The 18,890-nt window shown below is 66.6% G+C and carries 19 protein-coding genes and 2 tRNA genes; 9 read left to right on the top strand and 12 right to left on the bottom strand.

Annotated features, from left to right (window positions below):
- The first annotated feature begins 111 nt into the window (after positions 1-111).
- Positions 112-471: a hypothetical protein gene (locus tag ACE3N9_RS12270; RefSeq protein WP_374284019.1), complete on the top strand. Its 360-nt coding sequence runs from the start codon at positions 112-114 to the stop codon at positions 469-471.
- Between the two features lie 7 nt (positions 472-478).
- Here ACE3N9_RS12270 and ACE3N9_RS12265 read toward each other — a convergent pair whose 3' ends face one another.
- The 6 genes from ACE3N9_RS12265 to tkt all read right to left on the bottom strand — a co-directional run bounded on the left by ACE3N9_RS12265 (position 479) and on the right by tkt (position 8,404).
- Complete coding sequence (locus ACE3N9_RS12265; protein WP_374284018.1) at positions 479-2,416, bottom strand: OPT family oligopeptide transporter; 1,938 nt, start codon at positions 2,414-2,416, stop codon at positions 479-481.
- 79 nt (positions 2,417-2,495) lie between these two features.
- Complete coding sequence (gene thiE, locus ACE3N9_RS12260) at positions 2,496-3,113, bottom strand: thiamine phosphate synthase (protein WP_374284017.1); 618 nt, start codon at positions 3,111-3,113, stop codon at positions 2,496-2,498.
- A 114-nt stretch (positions 3,114-3,227) separates the two neighbouring features.
- A complete protein-coding gene (locus tag ACE3N9_RS12255) occupies positions 3,228-4,115 on the bottom strand; it encodes a fructose bisphosphate aldolase (protein ID WP_374284016.1) in 888 nt (295 codons plus the stop codon).
- Positions 4,116-4,196: 81 nt separating this feature from the next.
- Positions 4,197-5,396 carry a phosphoglycerate kinase gene (gene pgk, locus ACE3N9_RS12250; RefSeq protein WP_374284015.1) on the bottom strand — a complete coding sequence of 400 codons (1,200 nt, stop codon included), beginning with the start codon at positions 5,394-5,396 and terminating at the stop codon, positions 4,197-4,199.
- 11 nt (positions 5,397-5,407) lie between these two features.
- Positions 5,408-6,415 carry a type I glyceraldehyde-3-phosphate dehydrogenase gene (gene gap, locus ACE3N9_RS12245; protein ID WP_374284014.1) on the bottom strand — a complete coding sequence of 336 codons (1,008 nt, stop codon included), beginning with the start codon at positions 6,413-6,415 and terminating at the stop codon, positions 5,408-5,410.
- A 15-nt stretch (positions 6,416-6,430) separates the two neighbouring features.
- Entirely contained in the window at positions 6,431-8,404 is a 1,974-nt protein-coding gene (tkt, locus tag ACE3N9_RS12240; protein ID WP_374284012.1) for a transketolase, read from the bottom strand.
- Between the two features lie 183 nt (positions 8,405-8,587).
- Between tkt and ACE3N9_RS12235 the strand changes: the two genes are divergently transcribed.
- The 5 genes from ACE3N9_RS12235 (at position 8,588) to ACE3N9_RS12215 (ending at position 11,237) form a co-directional block, all read left to right on the top strand.
- Positions 8,588-8,791, top strand: coding sequence for a hypothetical protein (locus ACE3N9_RS12235; RefSeq protein WP_374284011.1), 204 nt, complete (start codon positions 8,588-8,590; stop codon positions 8,789-8,791).
- A 7-nt stretch (positions 8,792-8,798) separates the two neighbouring features.
- A complete protein-coding gene (locus tag ACE3N9_RS12230) occupies positions 8,799-9,089 on the top strand; it encodes a cell division protein ZapA (RefSeq protein WP_374284010.1) in 291 nt (96 codons plus the stop codon).
- Positions 9,090-9,321: 232 nt separating this feature from the next.
- Complete coding sequence (locus ACE3N9_RS12225; RefSeq protein WP_374284009.1) at positions 9,322-9,894, top strand: 5-formyltetrahydrofolate cyclo-ligase; 573 nt, start codon at positions 9,322-9,324, stop codon at positions 9,892-9,894.
- The gene (locus ACE3N9_RS12220; RefSeq protein ID WP_374284008.1) at positions 9,894-10,109 is read left to right on the top strand and encodes a DUF2842 domain-containing protein; all 216 of its coding nucleotides are present in this window, start codon (positions 9,894-9,896) and stop codon (positions 10,107-10,109) included. Before ACE3N9_RS12225 ends, ACE3N9_RS12220 begins: the two co-directional genes overlap by 1 nt.
- A 51-nt stretch (positions 10,110-10,160) precedes the next feature.
- Positions 10,161-11,237 carry an MBL fold metallo-hydrolase gene (locus ACE3N9_RS12215; RefSeq protein ID WP_374284007.1) on the top strand — a complete coding sequence of 359 codons (1,077 nt, stop codon included), beginning with the start codon at positions 10,161-10,163 and terminating at the stop codon, positions 11,235-11,237.
- A 92-nt stretch (positions 11,238-11,329) separates the two neighbouring features.
- Here ACE3N9_RS12215 and ACE3N9_RS12210 read toward each other — a convergent pair.
- Positions 11,330-11,406: transfer RNA gene (locus ACE3N9_RS12210), tRNA-Asp, on the bottom strand.
- A 302-nt stretch (positions 11,407-11,708) separates the two neighbouring features.
- Between ACE3N9_RS12210 and ACE3N9_RS12205 the strand changes: the two genes are divergently transcribed.
- Entirely contained in the window at positions 11,709-12,089 is a 381-nt protein-coding gene (locus ACE3N9_RS12205) for a hypothetical protein (protein ID WP_374284006.1), read from the top strand.
- Positions 12,090-12,091: 2 nt separating this feature from the next.
- Here ACE3N9_RS12205 and ACE3N9_RS12200 read toward each other — a convergent pair whose 3' ends face one another.
- The 4 genes from ACE3N9_RS12200 to thyA form a co-directional block, all read right to left on the bottom strand.
- Positions 12,092-13,339 carry a dihydrolipoamide acetyltransferase family protein gene (locus ACE3N9_RS12200; protein ID WP_374284005.1) on the bottom strand — a complete coding sequence of 416 codons (1,248 nt, stop codon included), beginning with the start codon at positions 13,337-13,339 and terminating at the stop codon, positions 12,092-12,094.
- A 109-nt stretch (positions 13,340-13,448) separates the two neighbouring features.
- A complete protein-coding gene (locus ACE3N9_RS12195) occupies positions 13,449-14,510 on the bottom strand; it encodes an alpha-ketoacid dehydrogenase subunit beta (protein WP_374284004.1) in 1,062 nt (353 codons plus the stop codon).
- Complete coding sequence (locus ACE3N9_RS12190; protein ID WP_374284003.1) at positions 14,507-15,808, bottom strand: 3-methyl-2-oxobutanoate dehydrogenase (2-methylpropanoyl-transferring) subunit alpha; 1,302 nt, start codon at positions 15,806-15,808, stop codon at positions 14,507-14,509. The genes ACE3N9_RS12195 and ACE3N9_RS12190 overlap by 4 nt, the downstream gene beginning before the upstream one ends.
- 93 nt (positions 15,809-15,901) lie before the next feature.
- Positions 15,902-16,861 carry a thymidylate synthase gene (gene thyA / locus ACE3N9_RS12185; RefSeq protein WP_374284002.1) on the bottom strand — a complete coding sequence of 320 codons (960 nt, stop codon included), beginning with the start codon at positions 16,859-16,861 and terminating at the stop codon, positions 15,902-15,904.
- 99 nt (positions 16,862-16,960) lie between these two features.
- Here thyA and ACE3N9_RS12180 point away from each other — a divergent pair.
- Positions 16,961-17,037 (top strand) — tRNA-Pro (locus tag ACE3N9_RS12180).
- A gap of 24 nt (positions 17,038-17,061) precedes the next feature.
- Here the strand turns inward: ACE3N9_RS12180 and ACE3N9_RS12175 are convergent.
- Positions 17,062-18,195, bottom strand: coding sequence for a L,D-transpeptidase family protein (locus tag ACE3N9_RS12175; protein ID WP_374284001.1), 1,134 nt, complete (start codon positions 18,193-18,195; stop codon positions 17,062-17,064).
- Positions 18,196-18,274: 79 nt separating this feature from the next.
- On the opposite strand from ACE3N9_RS12175, the gene ACE3N9_RS12170 reads away from it, so the two are divergent.
- Complete coding sequence (locus ACE3N9_RS12170; RefSeq protein WP_374284000.1) at positions 18,275-18,889, top strand: murein L,D-transpeptidase catalytic domain family protein; 615 nt, start codon at positions 18,275-18,277, stop codon at positions 18,887-18,889.
- The last annotated feature ends 1 nt before the right edge of the window (position 18,890 follow it).

Genomic DNA, 18,890 nt, shown 5'->3' with positions numbered 1-18,890 from the left:
AGCCGACCGTAATCGGAAAGGCGGGCCCTTAGCGCCTCAGCGCCGATCCGGCAAGCGCTGTGGCGCGCGCGTTCAGTTCCTGCTAAGCGCGCACCCTGCAAGGGGACCACCATGACAAAGCGCTTCATCGCCCTGGCCGTGCTGGCCGCCGGACCTGCCCTGGCCACCCCGGGAGGGCCGATCGATACCTTGCAGCAGGGCACCTATGTCTGCGAATTGCCCGGCGATGCCACGGGACCGGCCGGGCTGCGCCAACCGCACCGCGATTTCACCGTGATCAATTCGTCCAGCTATACCGCTGAAGGCGTGCGCGGCACCTATCTGCTGACCGGCGATCGGGTGGTGTTCACCAGCGGCCCCCGCCAGGGACACAATTTCACCCGCCTGTCCGCCAATTTCCTGCGCGAAATCGGCGCGGATGGGCAGCCCGGACGGCTGCGCTGCGTGCGCCGGGTGGTCAACAACAAGTAGACCGCCCTTAGGTCGAGGCCGCCGCTCGCCGTGTGCGGGCATAGAGCCCGCCCACCGCCAGCGCGAACACCGCCATGCCTAGCGGCGCGGCCCAGGCGTTCTCCTCGACCACGGCCAGCGCCTCGGCATTGCCGGTGGCGGCCGCAATCCCGGCAAAGGCCACGCCGAACAGGCTTTCGCCCACGATCAACCCGGTCGCCGCCAGCACGCCCATGCGTTCGGCAAAGGCCGGGTCGGCTTGGCGCGCAGCCCACTTGTCGTACAGGTGGCCGCAGATCGCGCCGAGCGGGATCAGCAGGGTCAGCCCCATCGGCAGGTAGATGCCCATGCCCACCGCCAGCGGCGGCAGGCTGCCCCGGCCCGAGCGGCGCAGCGCCTCATCAATGGCGATCACGCCCGCACCGATGGCCGCGCCAAGGCCGATCAGGTTCCAGTCAAGGTTGCCGCCCAGCACGCCCTGCGCGATCGCGGTGATCAGCGCGGCCTGCGGCGCGGCCAGCGCGTTCTCACCCGCGCCGGGCGCGCCCTGGAAGCCGAACGTGGCGTTGAGCAGGCCCAGCACCGGCGGGATCACCAGCGCGCCGAACACCACCCCCAGCACCAGCGCGACCTGCTGCTTCCACGGCGTCGCGCCGACCAGTTGCCCGGTCTTGAGGTCCTGGAGGTTGTCGTTGGAAATGGTCGCCACGCCAAACACGATGGCCGTGACGAACAACGCAAAGGCGACCAGCGCCCTGGTCGCAGCGGGATCGCCGCCCTGGCCGAACAGCATGGCCAGGACCAGCGCGATGCCCAGGCTGGCCAGGATGCCAACTCCGGAAATCGGGCTGTTCGATGCCCCGATCAGCCCAGCCATGTAACCGCAGACCGAAGCGATCACCACGCCCGCCAGCAGCACGTAGCCAATCGACAGGGCGATGGTGGTGCCAAGGTGCGCCTCGATCGGGCCGCCGCGGGCAAAGCCCAGCAGCAGCAGCCCGATGGGGACCATCGCCAGCAGGATCGAGCCACCGATCACCCCAATCGGCAGGTCGCGTTCGGTGATGTCCAGGCTATCACCTTGCCCTTGCTTGCGCACCTGCGCCGCGCGCAGCGCCCCGGCAATGCCGCGCGAGATTGGCCCGATCATTTTCAGCAGCGTCCAGATCGCGGCAACGCCGATCGTGCCCGCGCCGACAAAGCGAACCTGGCTGCGGAACGTGGCGGAGACGAAATCAGCGAGTTCGGTTCCGGCCGGCGGACCGCCAACCGTAAACTGCGGCAGCAGCACCAGCCAGCCGACGGCAAGGCCAACCAGCATCGCCGCGCCCACTGCCATGCCGACCAGGTGCCCGACACCGATCAGCGCCAGCGAGAAACTGGTTGAAAAGGCGGTCGCGCCGCTGCCCAGCTTGACGGCGGTGCCGGCCTCCTCGGCCACCAGCTTCATCTTGGCGAGCAGGGTGTAGCCAGCCGACAGCATGGTGCCAAGGACGATCGCGGCGAGGCCCTTGCGGTTCTCCTCCGCCCCGCCGACGCCTGCGCCGACTTTCAGCACTTCGGCTGCCGCAACGCCTTCGGGATAGGGCAGGTCCGATCCCGTCACCAGCGCGCGGCGCAGCGGGACCGAATACATCACGCCCAGGATGCCGCCGACCGCGATCACCGCGACCGACTGCCAGTAGGGAAAGCCCTGCCACCAGCCGATCATCACCAGCCCCGGCAGGACAAAGATGATCGCCGAAAGCGTCCCCGCCGAACTGGCGATGGTCTGGACGATGTTGTTTTCCTGGATGGTGGTGCCGGAAAAGGCCTTGAGCACCGCCATCGAAATTACCGCCGCCGGGATTGAGGTGGCGAAGGTCAGCCCGATCTTGAGGCCGAGATAGACGTTGGCTGCCGTGAACAGCACGGTCAGCACGGCGCCCAGCACGATTCCGCGCAGGGTCAGTTCGGTCCGGCCCATCGGTTACTCCCCTGATTCACCCGGTCGATCGCAACTTGTTCGCACAATGCCGCGGCCAGGTGAACCAGGGCCGGGCGGCTTATGCCCCGGCGATCGCGGTGTGCAAGGCGCGCACTGCCGCCGCCTCGTCACCATTCCACACCGCGCCCGAGACCGCGAGGAAGTCCGCCCCGGCCCTGACCAGCGGCGCGCAATTCTCCCGCGTGATCCCGCCAATCGCGACGCAGGGGATTTCCATGAGGTCCTGCCACCAGGTCAGCAGGTCCGGTTCGGCGCGATGTTCGGTTTGCTTGGTCGTGGTCGGGAAGAAGGCGCCAAAGGCGACATAGTCCGCCCCCGCCTCGCCCGCTTCCATCGCCAGGTGGCGGCTGTTGTGGCAGGTCACGCCGATCTGCGCGTCGCGACCCAGGCGCTTGCGCGCGTCCTCAACCTCGCCATCCTCCTGGCCCAGATGGACCCCGTCCGCGCCGAGGCGCTTCGCAAGGCTGATCGAATCGTTGACGATGAACGCCACGTCGCGCGCGGCGCACAGCTTTTGCAGCGGTTCGGCCAGGCGCGCCGCCTCGTGCTCGCTGACGTCCTTGACGCGCAGCTGGAACGCGGCGACCGGCCCGGCATCGAGCGCGCGGGCCAGCCGGTCGGGGAAAGCGCCGCCAACGTCGAGCGGCGAAATCAGGTAGAGTTGGCAATCGGACATGACAGCCTCCCTATCGCCCCGGCCCGCCCGCGCCAAGCGTTCTGGCGCCAGGCCAAGCAAAAGGGGCGGCGCCTTGCGGCACCGCCCCTTTGAGTGACGATCGCGCGGGGACGATCAGATCTTCTGGGTCGAACCCTTGTAAATCGCGTCGATCGCTTCGGCGAGCGAGGCGTCGAATTCATCGTCGCTCATCTGCGCGCGCAGGTCTTCCAGCAGCGCGCGGCTGAAGCTGGCGATGATGCCCTTGTTCTTGCTGAGTTCCACGCAGGCTTCGGGGCGCTTGTAACCGCCCGACAGCGCAACCACGCGCAGCACCTTGGGGTGGCTGGTCAGCGGATCGAAGGTGCCCGGCACCACCGGCAGCGACAGCTTCAGCATGACCTGCTGGTCCATGCTTTCCAGGTTCTTGAGGATTTCGGCCAGCATGATCTGGTCGCATTCGGCGCGGGTTTCGCTCTTGATGTTAATTTCCGGCTCCAGCATCGGCATCATGCCGTGCGAGAGGACCTGGCGGCCCACTTCGAACTGCTGCGCGACGACCGCCGCGATGCCTTCGGCATTGGCCGAATTGATCACCGAACGTTCCTTGGTGCCATAGACGCCCAGCGTCTTCGAACGGACCAGCAGCGCGTCAAGTTCCGGCATCGGCTTCATCAGCTGCACGCCGTTGACTTCGTCTTCCAGGCCCTTGTCGATCTTGATGAAAGGCACCACGCCCTTGGCGATCAGCGCCTGCGGGGTGGGCACGCCATCGACCGTGCCCTCCATGGTGCGCTCGAACAGGATCGCGCCGATCACCTTGCTGCCGTCGAACGCCTTCGAACGGATGATCCGGGCGCGCATTTCGTGGATCAGGCCGAACATTTCCTCGTCGTTCGACCAGGCGCCCGCTTCGATCCCGTAACCGGCCAGCGCCTTGGGGGTCGAGCCGCCCGACTGGTCGAGCGCGGCGATAAAGCCGTTGCCGGCAGCCATCTTGGCGGTCATTTCAGCAGTGTTCATGGTGTCCGTCCCTGTCATTGCATACGTATGTGATCGAGGCCGATAACGAGCAAGGCCGCCAATGGCAACCTTGCTAGCCAATCAGAGTTCGAGAGCCTTCACGCCGGGCAGTTCCTTGCCTTCCATCCATTCGAGGAAAGCGCCGCCAGCAGTTGAAATATAAGAGAAATCGTCCGCCACACCAGCATGGTTGAGCGCGGCGACCGTATCGCCCCCGCCCGCGACCGAGATCAGCGCGCCTTCCGCCGTCAGGGCGGCGGCGCTGCGCGCGAGCGCGACCGTGGCATGATCGAACGGCTGGGTTTCGAAGGCGCCGAGCGGGCCGTTCCAGACCAGCGTGCGGCAGGTCTTGAGCACGTCGGCCAGCGCTTCGACCGCCTGGGGGCCAACGTCGAGGATCATTTCGTCCGCCGCCACTTCATGGACGTTGCAGGTGCGCAAAGACGCGGGATTGGCCGCGAATTCCTTGGCCACCACGACATCGTAGGGCAGGTGCACGGTGCAGCCGGACTGCTCCGCCGTTTCAAGGATTTTCTCGGCAGTCGGCGCCAAGTCATGCTCGCACAACGACTTTCCGACATTCACGCCGCGCGCAGCCAAGAACGTGTTGGCCATGCCGCCACCGATGATCAGGTGATCGACCTGGGTGACCAGATGGGTCAGCACGTCCAGCTTCGAGGAAACCTTGGCCCCGCCAACCACGGCCGCCACCGGCTTCACCGGGGTGCCAAGCGCCCTGTCGAGCGCTTCAAGCTCGGCCTGCATCGAGCGGCCAGCATAGGCCGGCAACAGGTGCGCCAGGCCCTCGGTGCTGGCGTGCGCGCGGTGCGCAGCAGAGAAGGCATCGTTGACGTAGATATCGCCATTGGCGGCAATCGCCTTGGCGAGTTCCGCGTCGTTCTTTTCCTCACCCTTCCAGAAGCGGGTGTTTTCCAGCATGGCGATGTCGCCCGGCTGGAGGATGCCCACGGCCTGCTTGACCACGTCGCCCGCCACTTCGGGGACGAACATCACTTCCTTGCCCAGCACGGCCTGGACCGCATCGAGCGTCATCGACACCGACATGGTCGAAACGCGTTCGCCCTTGGGCCGGCCGAAGTGGGCCAGCAGCAGCACTTTCGCGCCCTTCTGACTGAGTTCGAGAATCGTCGGGGCCGAAGCCCGCACGCGCGTATCGTCGGTCACTGCCCCGTCCTGCATCGGCAGGTTCAGGTCGACGCGCACCAGCGCGACCTTGCCGGTCAGGTCTCCGAGATCATCGAGCGTGCGGAACTTCGTCATCTTTCCCGTCCTTACAGCAGCTTGCCCATCGCGCCGGCCGTGTCGACCATGCGGTTGGAGAAGCCCCATTCGTTGTCGTACCAGCTCAGCACGCGCACCAGCTTGCCGTCGATTACCGCGGTTTCGAGGCTGTCGATGGTGCTGCTGTTCGGGCAGTGGTTGTAGTCGATCGAGACCAGCGGTTCGTCCGAGAAGCCCAGCACGCCCTTGAGCGCGCCTTCCGACGCGGCCTTGAGCAGCGCGTTGACTTCTTCCTTGGTCGTGTCGCGCTTGGGCTGGAAGGTCAGGTCGACGACCGAGACGTTCGGGGTCGGCACGCGGATGGCCGAGCCGTCCAGCTTGCCCTTCAGTTCCGGCAGCACTTCACCCACGGCGCGGGCGGCGCCGGTGGTGGTCGGGATCATCGACATCGCAGCAGCGCGGGCGCGGCGCGGATCTTCGTGGATCTGGTCAAGAATCTTCTGGTCGTTGGTATAGGCGTGAACCGTGGTCATCAGGCCGCGTTCGATGCCGATGGCATCGTTCAGCACCTTGGCGAACGGCGCCAGGCAGTTGGTGGTGCACGAAGCGTTCGAGACGATGGTGTGCGCCGCTTCGAGCTTGTCATGGTTGACGCCGAACACGACCGTCAGGTCGACGTTCTTGCCCGGGGCCGAGATCAGGACCTTCTTGGCGCCGGCGGCGAGGTGCTTTTCGCACGACGCGCGGTCAGTGAAGAAGCCGGTGCATTCCAGCACGATGTCGATGCCCTGCGCGCCGTGCGGCAGGTTGGCGGGATCGCGCTCGGCAGTCACGTGGATGCGCTTGCCGTTGATCACCAGGTCGTTGCCATCGACTTCGACCGAGCCGCTGAACGGACCGTGGACGCTGTCACGCTGGAACAGCATGGCGTTCGCCTGGGGCGAAGCCAGATCGTTGATCGAGACCAGTTCGATGTCATGGTCGGTCCGCTCCAGGATGGCGCGGGCGACATTGCGTCCGATACGTCCGAAACCGTTGATCGCAACCTTGATCGCCATGTGCAAATCTCCTGCTTAGAGGCCCAGCTTGGCCTTGATTTGGGGAACAATCGCCTCTGCGGTGAGGCCGAAATACTTGTAAAGCTGGTCAGCCGGGGCCGAAGCGCCGAAGCTGTCGATGCCGATGGTCAGGCCATCGCCGACATACTTCTGCCAGCCCAGCGTGATGCCCGCCTCGATCGAGACCTTGAGCACGCCCGCCGGCAGCACATCGGAGCGGTAGGCCGCGTCCTGTGCATCGAACAATTCGGTGCAGGGCATCGAGACGACATCGGCGCCGATCCCGTCCGCTTCCAGCGCGGCGGCGGTGGCCATGGCCACTTCGACTTCCGAGCCGGTTGCCACCAGCACAACCTGACGCGCGCCGTCCGCCGCCTTGAGGCGGTAGCCGCCCTTGGCGCTGAGCATCCCGCCCTGGGTGCGCAGCTGCGGCAGGTTCTGGCGCGACAGCGCGAGGGCCGAGGGCATGCCTTCAGCTTCAAGCGCCAGCGCCCAGCATTCCGCGGTTTCGATCACGTCGGCCGGGCGGAACACCAGCAGGTTCGGGATCGCACGCAGGGTCATCACATGTTCGACCGGCTGGTGGGTCGGCCCGTCTTCGCCAAGGCCGATCGAATCGTGGGTCAGGACATAGACCACCTGCGCATGCTGCAGCGCCGACATGCGGATCGCGTTGCGGCAATAGTCGGCGAACACCAGGAAGGTCCCGCCATAGGGCACCACGCCGCCGTGCAGCGCCATGCCGTTCATCGCGGCGGCCATGCCGAATTCGCGGATGCCATAATGGATGTGGCGTCCGGCATAGTCAGCGGCGCTGAAGGTGGTCGTCGCCTTGGTCTTGGTCAGGTTCGAGCCCGTAAGGTCCGCGCTGCCGCCAACCAGCTGGGGCAGCTGCTCGGTCAGCGGGCCAAGCGCCATTTCCGACGCCTTGCGGGTCGCGACCTTCTGCGGATTGGCCAGCAGCTCGTCGATATAGGCTTCGATCGCCGGAATCGCGCGGCCGGCCAGGCCCTGCTGCCCGGCTTCGAATTCGGCCTTGGCAGACGACGCGGCGAGGCGCGCTTCCCATGCGGCGCGAGCGGCGTCGCCCCTGGCGCCCAGCGAGCGCCAGTCGGCCAGGATCTCGGCCGGCACTTCGAACGGCGCGGCGGTCCAGCCGAGCGCGGCGCGCGTGGCGGCCACTTCATCGGCGCCCAGCGGGCTGCCGTGGACGTTGTGGCTGCCCTGCTTGTTGGGCGCGCCCTTGCCGATCACGGTCTTGCAGGCGACCAGCGAGGGGCGCGGATCGGCTTCGGCTTCGGCCAGGGCGCGGGCGATGTCGGCAAAGTCATGCCCGTCGCAGCTGGTGGTGTGCCAGCCGCTGGCCTGGTAGCGGGCCAGGACATCCTCGCAGGTCGAAAGCGAAGTATCGCCGTCGATCGTGATATTGTTATCGTCCCACAGCACGTTGAGGCCGCCCAGTTTGAACGTGCCGGCCAGGCCCACGGCTTCGTGGTTGATCCCTTCCATCAGGCAGCCATCGCCAGCGATCACCCAGGTCTTGTGATCGACCAGATCGTTGCCGAAGCGCGCGTTGAGGTGGCGTTCGGCAATCGCCATGCCCACCGCCATCGCCAGCCCCTGCCCCAGCGGACCCGTGGTGCATTCCACACCCGGCAGCTCGGCATTTTCGGGGTGACCGGCGCAGACCGAGTGCAGCTGGCGGAAATTGCGGATGTCATCCATCGTCGGCTTGTCATAGCCGGTGAGGTGCAGCAGCGAGTAGATCAGCATCGAGCCATGCCCGGCCGACAGCACGAAGCGGTCACGATCCGGCCATTTCGGCGCGGCGGGATCGAATTTCAGGAACTGGCTGAACAGCACGGTCGCCACATCGGCCATGCCCATCGGCATGCCGGGATGCCCGCTGTTGGCCGCCTGAACCGCATCCATCGAAAGTGCGCGGATGGCATTGGCCATGGGCGCGAGGCGGGCGGGATCAAGGCTCATGGTCTGGCAGGCTCCGTGAAAAGGCCGAAATGCGGCGGCGATTCGGCGCAGGGGTTCCTTTGCGGAGGCATGCCCCCCCGTCAAGCGCGTGGGGGCACAGACTTTGCCACAAATGACCCTGATCGTGGGAAAAGCCCCGCCCCGCCCTTTGCGCGGCGCGGACTTTGCGCTAGCCGAAGGGTCATGAACGGGGATCGAACCACCCAGGCCCTGGCCCGGATCGAGGCGGCGCTGGCCCGGCTTGAAGCGGCGGCGGGCAATGCGGCTGGCCACCGCCGCAGCGCGGCCGACCTGGCGCGGCTGCAAGCGCGCCACCACAAGCTGCGCGAAGCGGTGAACGACGGTTTGCAGCAGCTCGACCTGCTGATCGAAACGGCACAGGGGTAACCGCGCGATGAGCAACGTAGCCCTGAGGATCGGCGGACGCGATTATACCGTGGCCTGCGCCGAGGGCGAGGAAGACCACGTCCGCGCGCTGGGCGCGATCATCGCGGGCAAAGTCGACGATATGGGCAGCAGCGCCCAGGGCGAGGTTCGCCAGCTGTTGTTCGCCGCGCTGTTGCTGGCCGACGAATTGCACGAAACGCGTGCCAAAGCGCAGGCGGCCAACCCCGATGCCCACGCCCCGGCGCTGGAAGCATTGGCCACCCGGCTGGAAAAAATCGCCACCACCCTTGAGAGCTGAGCCGCAGACGACTAGATAAGGCGGTGACGGGTACTGCCCGGTACGAACCGCATGAAAATCCCTGAGGCTATAAGCAAATCCATGGGGGCTGTCCCTGGTCGGGCCGCTATTTCGCATAGAGGTCCGGCACATATGGTCCCCACCTGACGTGAACGCGTCAGAGGATTTCCCGGCAACGGCCCATGGTGGTCCCGTCACCCGATCTTTTCCCTTTTATCGCGGAGCCGCGCGCATGACCGACAAGCCTGGCCTGCGCCGCGATCTGGCTCGGCGCCGACGCGACCATGTCGCCGCGATTCCCGGCGCGCAGCTGGGCCTGCTGTTCCGCCGCCCGCCGGGCGCGCTGGTCAGCCTGGTCCCGCCGGGCTCGGTGATCTCGATCTATCACGAAATGCCGGGCGAAGCGCCGGCCTGCCACTATGGCCGCTGGTTCTTCGAGCAGGGCCACCACATTGCCCTGCCCTGGTTCGCGGACCGCGCGGCGCCGATGGCCTTTCGCGAATGGACCAACCCGTTCATCGAGGACCTGCTGGAGCGCGATCCGTTCAAGGCGATGCAGCCCGCCGCAGATGCGCCGCTGCTGGAGCCGCAGGTGGCTTTCGTGCCGCTGCTGGGCTTTACCGCCGAAGGCGCTCGGATTGGTTATGGCGGCGGGCATTACGACCGCTGGCTGGCCGATCATCCCGCCACTTTGCGCATTGGCCTGGCCTGGGATTGCCAGCTGGTTGATGAATTGCCGCTGGAACGCCATGACATGATGCTCAACGCTGTGGTCACTCCGACCCGCCTGTATGGACCGCTGTGATGCGAACTGAACCAACCGTGCGGATCCCGCTGGGCGTGCTGGCGCTGCTGGCGGCACTGCTGGTCTATGGCGGGCTGATCGCCCGCTACCTCGCTCCGCTGATCGCCGATTGGCCCGCGCTGGGGCAATTGCCGGTCTATATTGTGCTGGGCGTGGTCTGGCTGCTGCCGCTGCGCCGCTTCCTGATCTGGATGGAAACGGGACGCTGGCGCTGACGCCCAAGCCGGGTTAGCTTCCGCCGCAAGAACAAGGCGGGAGAGAACTGAATGAAGCGCAAGCTGCTGTGGGGGCTGGCCGGACTGGTGCTGGCGATTGGCGCGGTTTTGCTGCTGGGGCGCGGCTGGCTGGCTGAACGTGCGTTCCAGCGCGCGCTGGACACTTCGGTGGGTGTTGACCAATCCGCCAGCCTGCCTGACGGCATCAACGTCTACGTTTGCGGCAGCGGTTCGCCCATGCCCGATGCGGCGCGCGCCGGACCGTGCATCGGCGTGCTGGCGGGCAAGCAGGCCTTCGTGTTCGACGCCGGATCGGGTTCGATTCGCAAGCTGATGCGGATGGGCTTTCCGATGGAGCGGATCCAGGCCGGGTTCCTGACCCACCTTCATTCCGACCACATCGACGGACTGGGCGAACTGCTGCTCCAGGCGTGGATCGGCGGATCGCGCGGCGCGCCGCTGCCGGTCTATGGCCCCGATGGCACCGACAAGGTGATCGCCGCCGAAACCCAGCTGTATGACATCGACAAGGGCTTCCGCATTGCCCACCACGGCCCGCAAGTGGCGCGCCCCGGCGGGTTTGGCGGCACGGCCCAGGTGATTGCCCTGCCCGACGGGACCGACAGCCAGACGGTTTACGACCAGGGCGGCGTCAGGATCACCGCGATCCGGGTGATTCACGATCCGATCAAGCCTGCCTTCGGTTACCGCGTGGACTACAAGGGCCGGTCGGTCACCCTTTCGGGCGATACGGTCTATGCCCCGGCGCTGGTCAAGGCGGCCAAAGACACCGACCTGTTGCTGCACGAAGCGCTGAACAAGCGCATGATCGCCGCGCTGGGGGCCAAGCTGGCTGAACGCGGGCGCGGCGACGCGGCAAAGATCATGGGCGACATTCAAGGCTATCACGCCAGCCCCGAAGACGCCGCGCGCGCCGCCAATGAAGCCGGGGCGAAGGCGCTGGTGCTCTACCACCTGGTCCCCGCCCCGCCCGCGCGGCTGATTGAACCGCTGTTCCTGGGCGATGCGACCAAGGCTTACCGCGGCCCGCTCAAGCTGGCGCAGGACGGGATGATGGTGTCGATCCCGGCAGGCAGCGAGGACGTGACGTTCAGCAAGGCATTCTGAGGCTGGTCCCGGTGCGGCGGCGCCGGGACAACACCACACCCGCGCGGCAGCGCCACGTGGTTGTGTTTCAAATTGTTGGAAAAATTCCCAAGTGGCGCGAGTGACGGGGCTCGAACCCGCGACCTTCGGCGTGACAGGCCGACACTCTAACCAACTGAGCTACACCCGCGCAGCCACTTGGGAGACGCGCCACTAGGGCAGCGCGCGCGGGGTGTCAACACCCCTTCGCACAGATGCCAAAAAGGTTTTCACAAGCGCCGCATCAGTGCGCTTCCGACCGCACTTGCCGGGGCGGCCGGGGCGAATTCCCAAAGGCCCGCAAGTCAGCATTAACCATTCTTTTGCCGGGATTTGCGACACCTTGCCGCGCACAGTCCGCGGCCGCGCGGACGAACAAGGGGGCCGATACCTGTGACCATCCGCCGCACGCTTGCGATTCTTGCCTGCTGCACACCGTTTGCTGCGCCCGCCGTGGCCAATCCGCTGGTCGCGCTCGACAGCGCCGTATTCGTGGAACGGGGCGCGCCGCAATCGGGCCGGATGCTGGAGCCGGCGGCGCGACTCAGCCGGGGGGACCGGCTGGTCTATGTGGTCAACTGGACCCGGATGGGCGGCCAGGGCGGATTCGTTGTCACCAATCCCCTGCCCCGCTCGGTCGCGTTCCAGGGCAGCGCCAATGGCGACGAGGAAGTGAGCGTGGACGGCGGGCGCATCTGGGGCAAGCTGGGCGCGCTGCGCGTGGGCCAGCGGCTGGCCACGCCCGAAGACGTCACCCACGTGCGCTGGCGCGTCGATCCCGGCCATGCCGCACGCGGCGCGGGTTCGATCACCTACAGCGGGATCGTGCGCTAGGTTCAGTTATCCAGCAGCAGCACCGGCGTTTCGATCAGGCGCTTCAGCGCCTGGACGAAGCTGGCCGCATCCCAGCCATCGACCACGCGGTGATCGCAGCTGATCGACACGTTCATCAGCTTGCGCTTTTCGATCCGCTCGCCGCCCATGCCATCGGGCACGAACATCGGGCGTTCGACGATCCGGTTGGGGCCGATGATCGCCACTTCGGGGCGGTTGATCACCGGAGTGGTCGCCACCCCGCCCAGCGGCCCCAGTGACGTGATCGTCAGGGTCGAGCCGGACAATTCCTCGCTTTTCGCGGTGCCATTGCGCGCGGCTTCGGCCAGCCGGGCGATCTCGTTCGCCAGTTGCCAGACGTTGCGGTCCTGCGCGTCGCGAATCACCGGGACCATCAGCCCGCCGGGCGTCTGCGTCGCCATGCCGAGATGGACCGCGCCGTAGCGGGTGACCACGTTGGCTTCATCGTCATAGCGCGCATTCAGCATCGGGAACTGCGGCAGGGTCTTGCAGATCGCGGCGATCAGCAGCGGCAGCATGGTCAGGCGCGGGCGATCAGCGCGGCCTTCGTTCAATTGCCCACGCATCGCTTCCAGCGCGGTGACGTCGCATTCCTCGACATAGGAGAAGTGCGGGATGTGGCGCTTGGACGCGGCCATGTTCTCGGCAATGCGGCGGCGCAGACCCATTACCTTGATCACTTCGTCCGCGCGGCTGCCGCCCGGCGCGCGGTACGCCCCGTTATAGGCCAGGAACGCATCCAGATCGGCGTGACGCACGCGGCCGTCTTCGGCAGCACGAACCTGGGCGAGGTCGATACCGAGATCCTTCGCCCGGGCGCGCACCGCCGGGCTGGCGAGAACCTTGGCCTGCGGAGCGGGCGCTTGGACGACCACAGGCTCAGGCTGAGCGGGCTTGGGAGCCGGCGCGGGCTGCGGTTCGGGCGCAGGCGGCGGCGCGGGGGCAACCGGCGCTGCCGGCGTCGCGGCCGGTTCTGCCTCCCCTTCCCCCTCAGTCTCGATCACCACCAGGGCGGAACCGATCGCGATCATGTCACCTTCCGCGCCGGCCACTTCGATCACGGTCCCGGCCACCGGGCTTTCCATTTCGACCGTGGCCTTGTCGGTCATGACGTCGGCCAGCTTGTCGTCTTCCTCGACCCGGTCGCCCACCTTGACGTGCCAGGCGACGATCTCGGCCTCGGCAATGCCTTCGCCAATGTCGGGGAGGTTGAATGTGTAACGGCCCATGTCGTTTCCTCATGTTCGTCATTGCGAGGAGCGTAGCGACGAAGCAATCCAGGACGGCGTAACGCGCCCCTGGATTGCTTCGCTACGCTCGCAATGACGAGGTCATTTCCTAGTCTTTCAGCAAGCGGTCGATCGCCTCGCCAATGCGGACCGGGCCGGGGAAATAGGCCCATTCGAGGCTATGGGGATAGGGCGTGTCGAACCCGGTGACGCGTTCGATCGGCCGTTCGAGGTGATAGAAGCAGTGTTCCTGCACCAGCGCGCTCAGCTCCGCGCCGTAGCCACCGGTGCGGGTCGCTTCGTGGACGATCAGGCATTTGCCGGTCTTTTCCACCGACCTCTGCACAGTCTCGATATCCAGCGGGACCAGCGTGCGCAGGTCGATGATTTCGGCGTCCACGCCCTTTTCGGCGCAAACGGCGCTGGCGACGTGAATCATCGTGCCATAGGCCAGCACGGTCAGCGCCTCGCCCTCGCGCACCACTTTCGCCTTGCCCAAGGGAATCGAGTAATAGCCCTCGGGCACTTCCGAGGCCGGATGCCTGGCCCAGGGTTCGACCGGCTTGTCATAATAGCCGCCGAACGGGCCGTTGTAGATCCGCTTGGGTTCGAAGAAGATCACCGGATCGTTGTCCTCGATCGCGGCGATCAACAGCCCCTTGGCGTCATGCGGCGTGCTGGGGATCACCACTTTCAGCCCGGCAACGTGAGTGAACAGCGCTTCCGGGCTCTGGCTGTGGGTCTGCCCGCCGAAGATCCCGCCGCCGAACGGCGAGCGCACGGTGATCGGCGCGGTGAATTCCCCGGCCGAACGATAGCGCAGCCGCGCCGCTTCCGAGACGAGCTGGTCGTAGCCCGGATAGATATAGTCGGCGAACTGGATTTCCGGCACCGGGCGCAGGCCATAGGCGGCCATGCCCACCGCCGCGCCGATGATCGCGCATTCGTTGATCGGCGTGTCGAACACGCGCGCCTTGCCGTATTTCTTCTGCAGGCCCGCCGTGGCGCGGAACACTCCGCCGAAATAGCCGACGTCCTCGCCAAACGCGACCACGGTGTCGTCGCGCTCCATCATGATGTCGAGCGCTTCGTTGATCGCCTCGATCATGTTGAGGCGGCGGACGGGCGCTTCGGCCAGGGTCACCGGGCCTTCTTCCAGCTGCTCGCTCATGCTTCCTTCCAGTCCGGCCACTTGATCCGGCGTTCGCGCATCGCCTGGTCGGCCTGCTCGCGCAGGTTCCAGGGCAGCTCCTCGAACACGTCCTCGAACATCGTGTGGAACGGGTGGTGCAGCCCGTGGCCCAGCACGCCGTTCTTTTCGGCTTCCTTGGTCGCCGCCTTGACCTGTTCGACCAGCTCCGCGTCCATCGCCCGGTGCGCTTCGACCGACCATTCACCCATGGCGACCAGGTGGCGCTTCAGCCGCATGATCGGATCGCCCAGCGGCCATTCCTCGCGCTCCTGCGCGCTGCGGTACTGGCTGGGATCGTCCGAGGTCGAATGCCCTTCGGCGCGGTAGGTGAAGTGTTCGATCAGGGTCGGGCCCTTGTTCGCCCGGGCGCGGTTGGCGGCCCAGCGCGCGGCGGCATAGACCGCCAGCGCATCGTTGCCGTCGACCCGCAGCCCGGCGATGCCATAGCCCGTGGCGCGGCTGGCGAAGGTTGCCCGCTCGGCCCCGGCGAAGCCCGAAAAGCTGGAAATCGCCCACTGGTTGTTGACGATGTTGAGCACCACCGGCGCATTGAACACCGTTGCAAAGGTGAAGGCGGCGTGGGCATCGCCCTCCGCGCTGGAACCCTCGCCGATCCAGGCGCTGGCGATGCGGGTATCGCCGCGAATCGCGCTGGCCATGGCCCAGCCAACCGCCTGCGGATACTGCGTCGCCAGGTTGCCACTGATCGTGAAGAAGTTGTGTTCGCGGCTGGAATACATGATCGGCAACTGGCGGCCCTTCAGCTTGTCCGCCCGGTTGGAATAGATCTGGTTGATCATTTCCTGGATCGGATAGCCGCGCGCGATCAGGATGCCCTGCTGGCGATAGCTGGGAAACACCATGTCATCGTTATCGAGTGCAAAGGCGGACGCGACGCTGGTGGCCTCCTCGCCGGTGCACTTCATGTAGAAGCTGGTCTTGCCCTGGCGCTGGCCGCGATACATCCGGTCGTCGAACGCGCGGGTCAGCGCCATGACGCGCAGCATTCGCCGCAGCGTTTCGGGATCGAGCCGCGGATCCCACGGCCCGACCGCGCGGTAATCTTCATCCAGCACACGGATCATGCCGGTGCACAGCGGCGCGGTCTCATGCGGATCGCAGCTCTCGTCCGGGCGCGGCGCAGCGCCGGCGGGCGGAATGTCGAGGAACGAATAGTCCACCGGATCGCCCGGCCGGAACGGCGGTTCGGGAACATGCAGCGACAGCGGCGGCAGATTGCCGCGCCGATCGCCGCCAGCATCAGGCCCCTGGCCCATGATCGCGCTCTCCCGCTTGCCGGACGCCCCATGCGTCCGTGGAAGCAAATTTTAGTCGAGCGACATATTATTTCAAACTGGTTACATCGTCAACTAAACCGCGACCGGCGCCGCAAGATGTCCCTGCGGCGCATAGTCCGGCACTTCGAAGTCCTCGATCCGGTAATCAAAGATCGATTCGGGCCGCCGCATAATCCGCATTGTTGCGCTGCCCTTGGGCACCCGCGCCAGCTGGGCTTCGACCAGGTCAGCATGGTTGAGGTAAAGGTGCGTATCGCCCCCCATCCACACCAGTTCGCCCGGTTCCATGTCGCACTGCTGTGCCAGCATCCGCGTGAACAGCGCCGCGCCCCACAGGTTGAACGGCAGCCCCAGCGCCACGTCGCAGCTGCGCTGGTAAAGCACGCAGGACAGGCGGTTTCCGGCGCTGACGTGAAACTGATAGCTCTTGTGGCAGGGCGGCAGGGCCATGCGGTCAAGCTCGGCCACGTTCCACCCTTCGACGATGTGGCGGCGACTGCCGGGGTTTTCGCGCAGCGACTTCACCACCTCGGCGACCTGGTTGATGCCCTGCGCGCGCTGGCGGAACAGTCCTTCGCCCGCCGGTTCGAACACCGGCCAGTTGACCCATTGCTTGCCATAGACCGGGCCCAGATCGCCCCAGCGCGCGGCAAATTCGGCATCCTCGGCGATTCGCTTCGAGAAGTCCGCCCGTTCGATCTGGTCGCCGGTTTCGCGGCGATACCGGTCGAGCGGCCAGTCGGTCCAGATTTCCACGCCCTGGCGGCACAGCTCGCGGATGTTGGTATCGCCGGTCAGGAACCACAGGAATTCGCGGCTCGCGGTCTTCCAGTAGACCCGTTTGGTCGACAGCAGCGGCATCGCCCCGCCCGACAGGTCAAACCGCAGCTCGGTCCCGAACACCGAGCGCGTGCCGATCCCGGTGCGGTCGATCCGTTCGTCCCCCTGCTCCCAGATGCGGCGCATCAGGTGAAGGTACTGCCATTCCCAGTGATCGGCGGCGGAAGGGTTCGGATTCGCGGGGATAGGCATGTTCAAACGATAAACATGCGATTGCCCGCTTGCCACCCCGGGAATCGCTCTCTATAGGCGCGCTCCTGCCTTGAGCCCTTTCGGGGGTTCTGGATCGGTCGGGGAATAGCTCAGCCTGGTAGAGCACTGTCTTCGGGAGGCAGGGGCCGGAGGTTCGAATCCTCTTTCCCCGACCAATTCACTCTTTTCACGCAGCATTGTCAGATGGCGCAGGCCTCGCCCCCACCAGGGGCGAGGGCCAGAACCTTGGCGTCGCGGCGATAGATGTCCGGGAAATGCGCGAAGCTGCCATCGCCGCGCAGCCCGGCGGTGAAATAGGTGATGTAGACCGGCATCGACCGCGCCGCATCGATGCTGACCGTGTCGCCCGCCGCCACCAGCGCGTCGATCTGTGCCCGGGTCCGCACCCCGTCCAGCACCGCCGCGGCCAGCCCTAGCGCGTCGCCCACCCGCACACAGCCGTGGCTGAACGCGCGCACCTCGCGGCCGAACAGGTCGCGGTTTGGCGTGTCGTGCAGGTAAACGCCGTAAGGATTCGGCATCACCAGCTTCATCTGCCCCAGTGAATTGCCCGGCCCGGGGCGCTGGCGGATCCGCCCCCCGCTCCACACATAGCCGCGCGCCCGCGCCGTGGCGGGGCTGCGCCGCATCAGCGCGCCAACGCTTTCGCGCACGATACTGCCCGGCACATCCCACCACGGGTTGAGCGTGACGCCGGTAATGGTGGCCGCAAACACCGGCGTGGGTGTGCGGGTCTTGCCGACGATCACCGGCCAGACCCCGGCCTGCCGCCCGCCGCGCCACAGCCGCGCTTCGAAGCTGGCGGCGTTGACCAGCACATAGTCGTCCGCCAGCCGGTGCGGCATCCAGCGCCAGCGTTCCATGTTGCGGGCCAGATCCGCCCGCCGCGCCGGATCGCGCTCTACCGCATAGGCGGCGCGCAGCGCGGTGTAATCGGGGTGCTGCGGGCGCAGTCCCGCCAGGAACGGTTCGAGCGTGCCGGCGGCCAGTGCCTGACGCAGCACGGCGGGCAGATCGATCGCCGTATCGCTATCCACGATCTTCCACCCGGTCCGCGCCCCGGTGCCGAGCAGGTGCATCCGCGCCAGCCGCAAGGCCAGCGTATCGGCGGCCTGGTCGATCGCGGCGGCATTGCCGCTGGCCGCCGCCCAGTCGAGCGCAGCGGTATCCGGGCGCGGCAAGGCGTCCTCGGGGGCTGCATCCACCCAGTGCCGCAATCGCGCCAGCGCCGCAGCGTTCCACGCCGGCGCAGGCGGCGGCACCTGCGCACTGGCCAGCAGCCAGACACTCAGCGCAAGCAGGCCACGTTTCATCCGATCCTCCCGTTGATCCGTTGTAATCTGCCACCGCTTTCCCAAATCACCAGCAAAGAACTTCGGGATTTGCCCCTTTATGACAATCAACCGGCGCCAGATGCTCGGCGCGATGGTTGCAAGCACTGCCGGCCTCGTCGCCGCACCGCGCGTTTTCGCGGCGCCGAACTGCGGCGAGGCTCCGGCCCTGCTGCCGCAGGCCCTGGCTGCGCTTGACCATCACGCCGCCCGCATCGCCAACCGAGACGTGATCGGCATCGTTAACTTTGCCGCCCATTCCCGCCTGCCCCGCATGCAACTGGTCGATGTGGCCGGCGGGCGGGTGATCGACACCATGCTGGTCTCGCACGGTCGCGGCTCGGACCCGGCCAATGTCGGCTGGCCCGAGCGGTTTTCCAACCGCCACGGCAGCGAAGCGTCGAGCCGGGGGGCCTACCTGACCAGCGACGCCTATATCGGCAAGCACGGCCGCTCGCGCCGGCTGATCGGGCTGGATGCGGAAAACAACGCCGCGCTGGCCCGCAACATCGTGATCCACGCGGCGGACTATGTCTCGCCCGCCATGGCGCAGGCGCAGGGCCGGATCGGACGCAGCCAGGGTTGCTTTGCCGTATCGCAGGCCGATCTGCTGCCATTGCTGACCAGGCTGGGTCCGGGGCGGCTGCTCTACGCCTGGAAGGACGCGCCAGCCTGAG

The organism is Novosphingobium sp. (assembly GCF_041905565.1).
Lineage (GTDB): Bacteria > Pseudomonadota > Alphaproteobacteria > Sphingomonadales > Sphingomonadaceae > Novosphingobium.
Note: the sequence above shows the minus strand (reverse complement) of the source record. Positions and strands in the feature narration are given on the sequence as shown.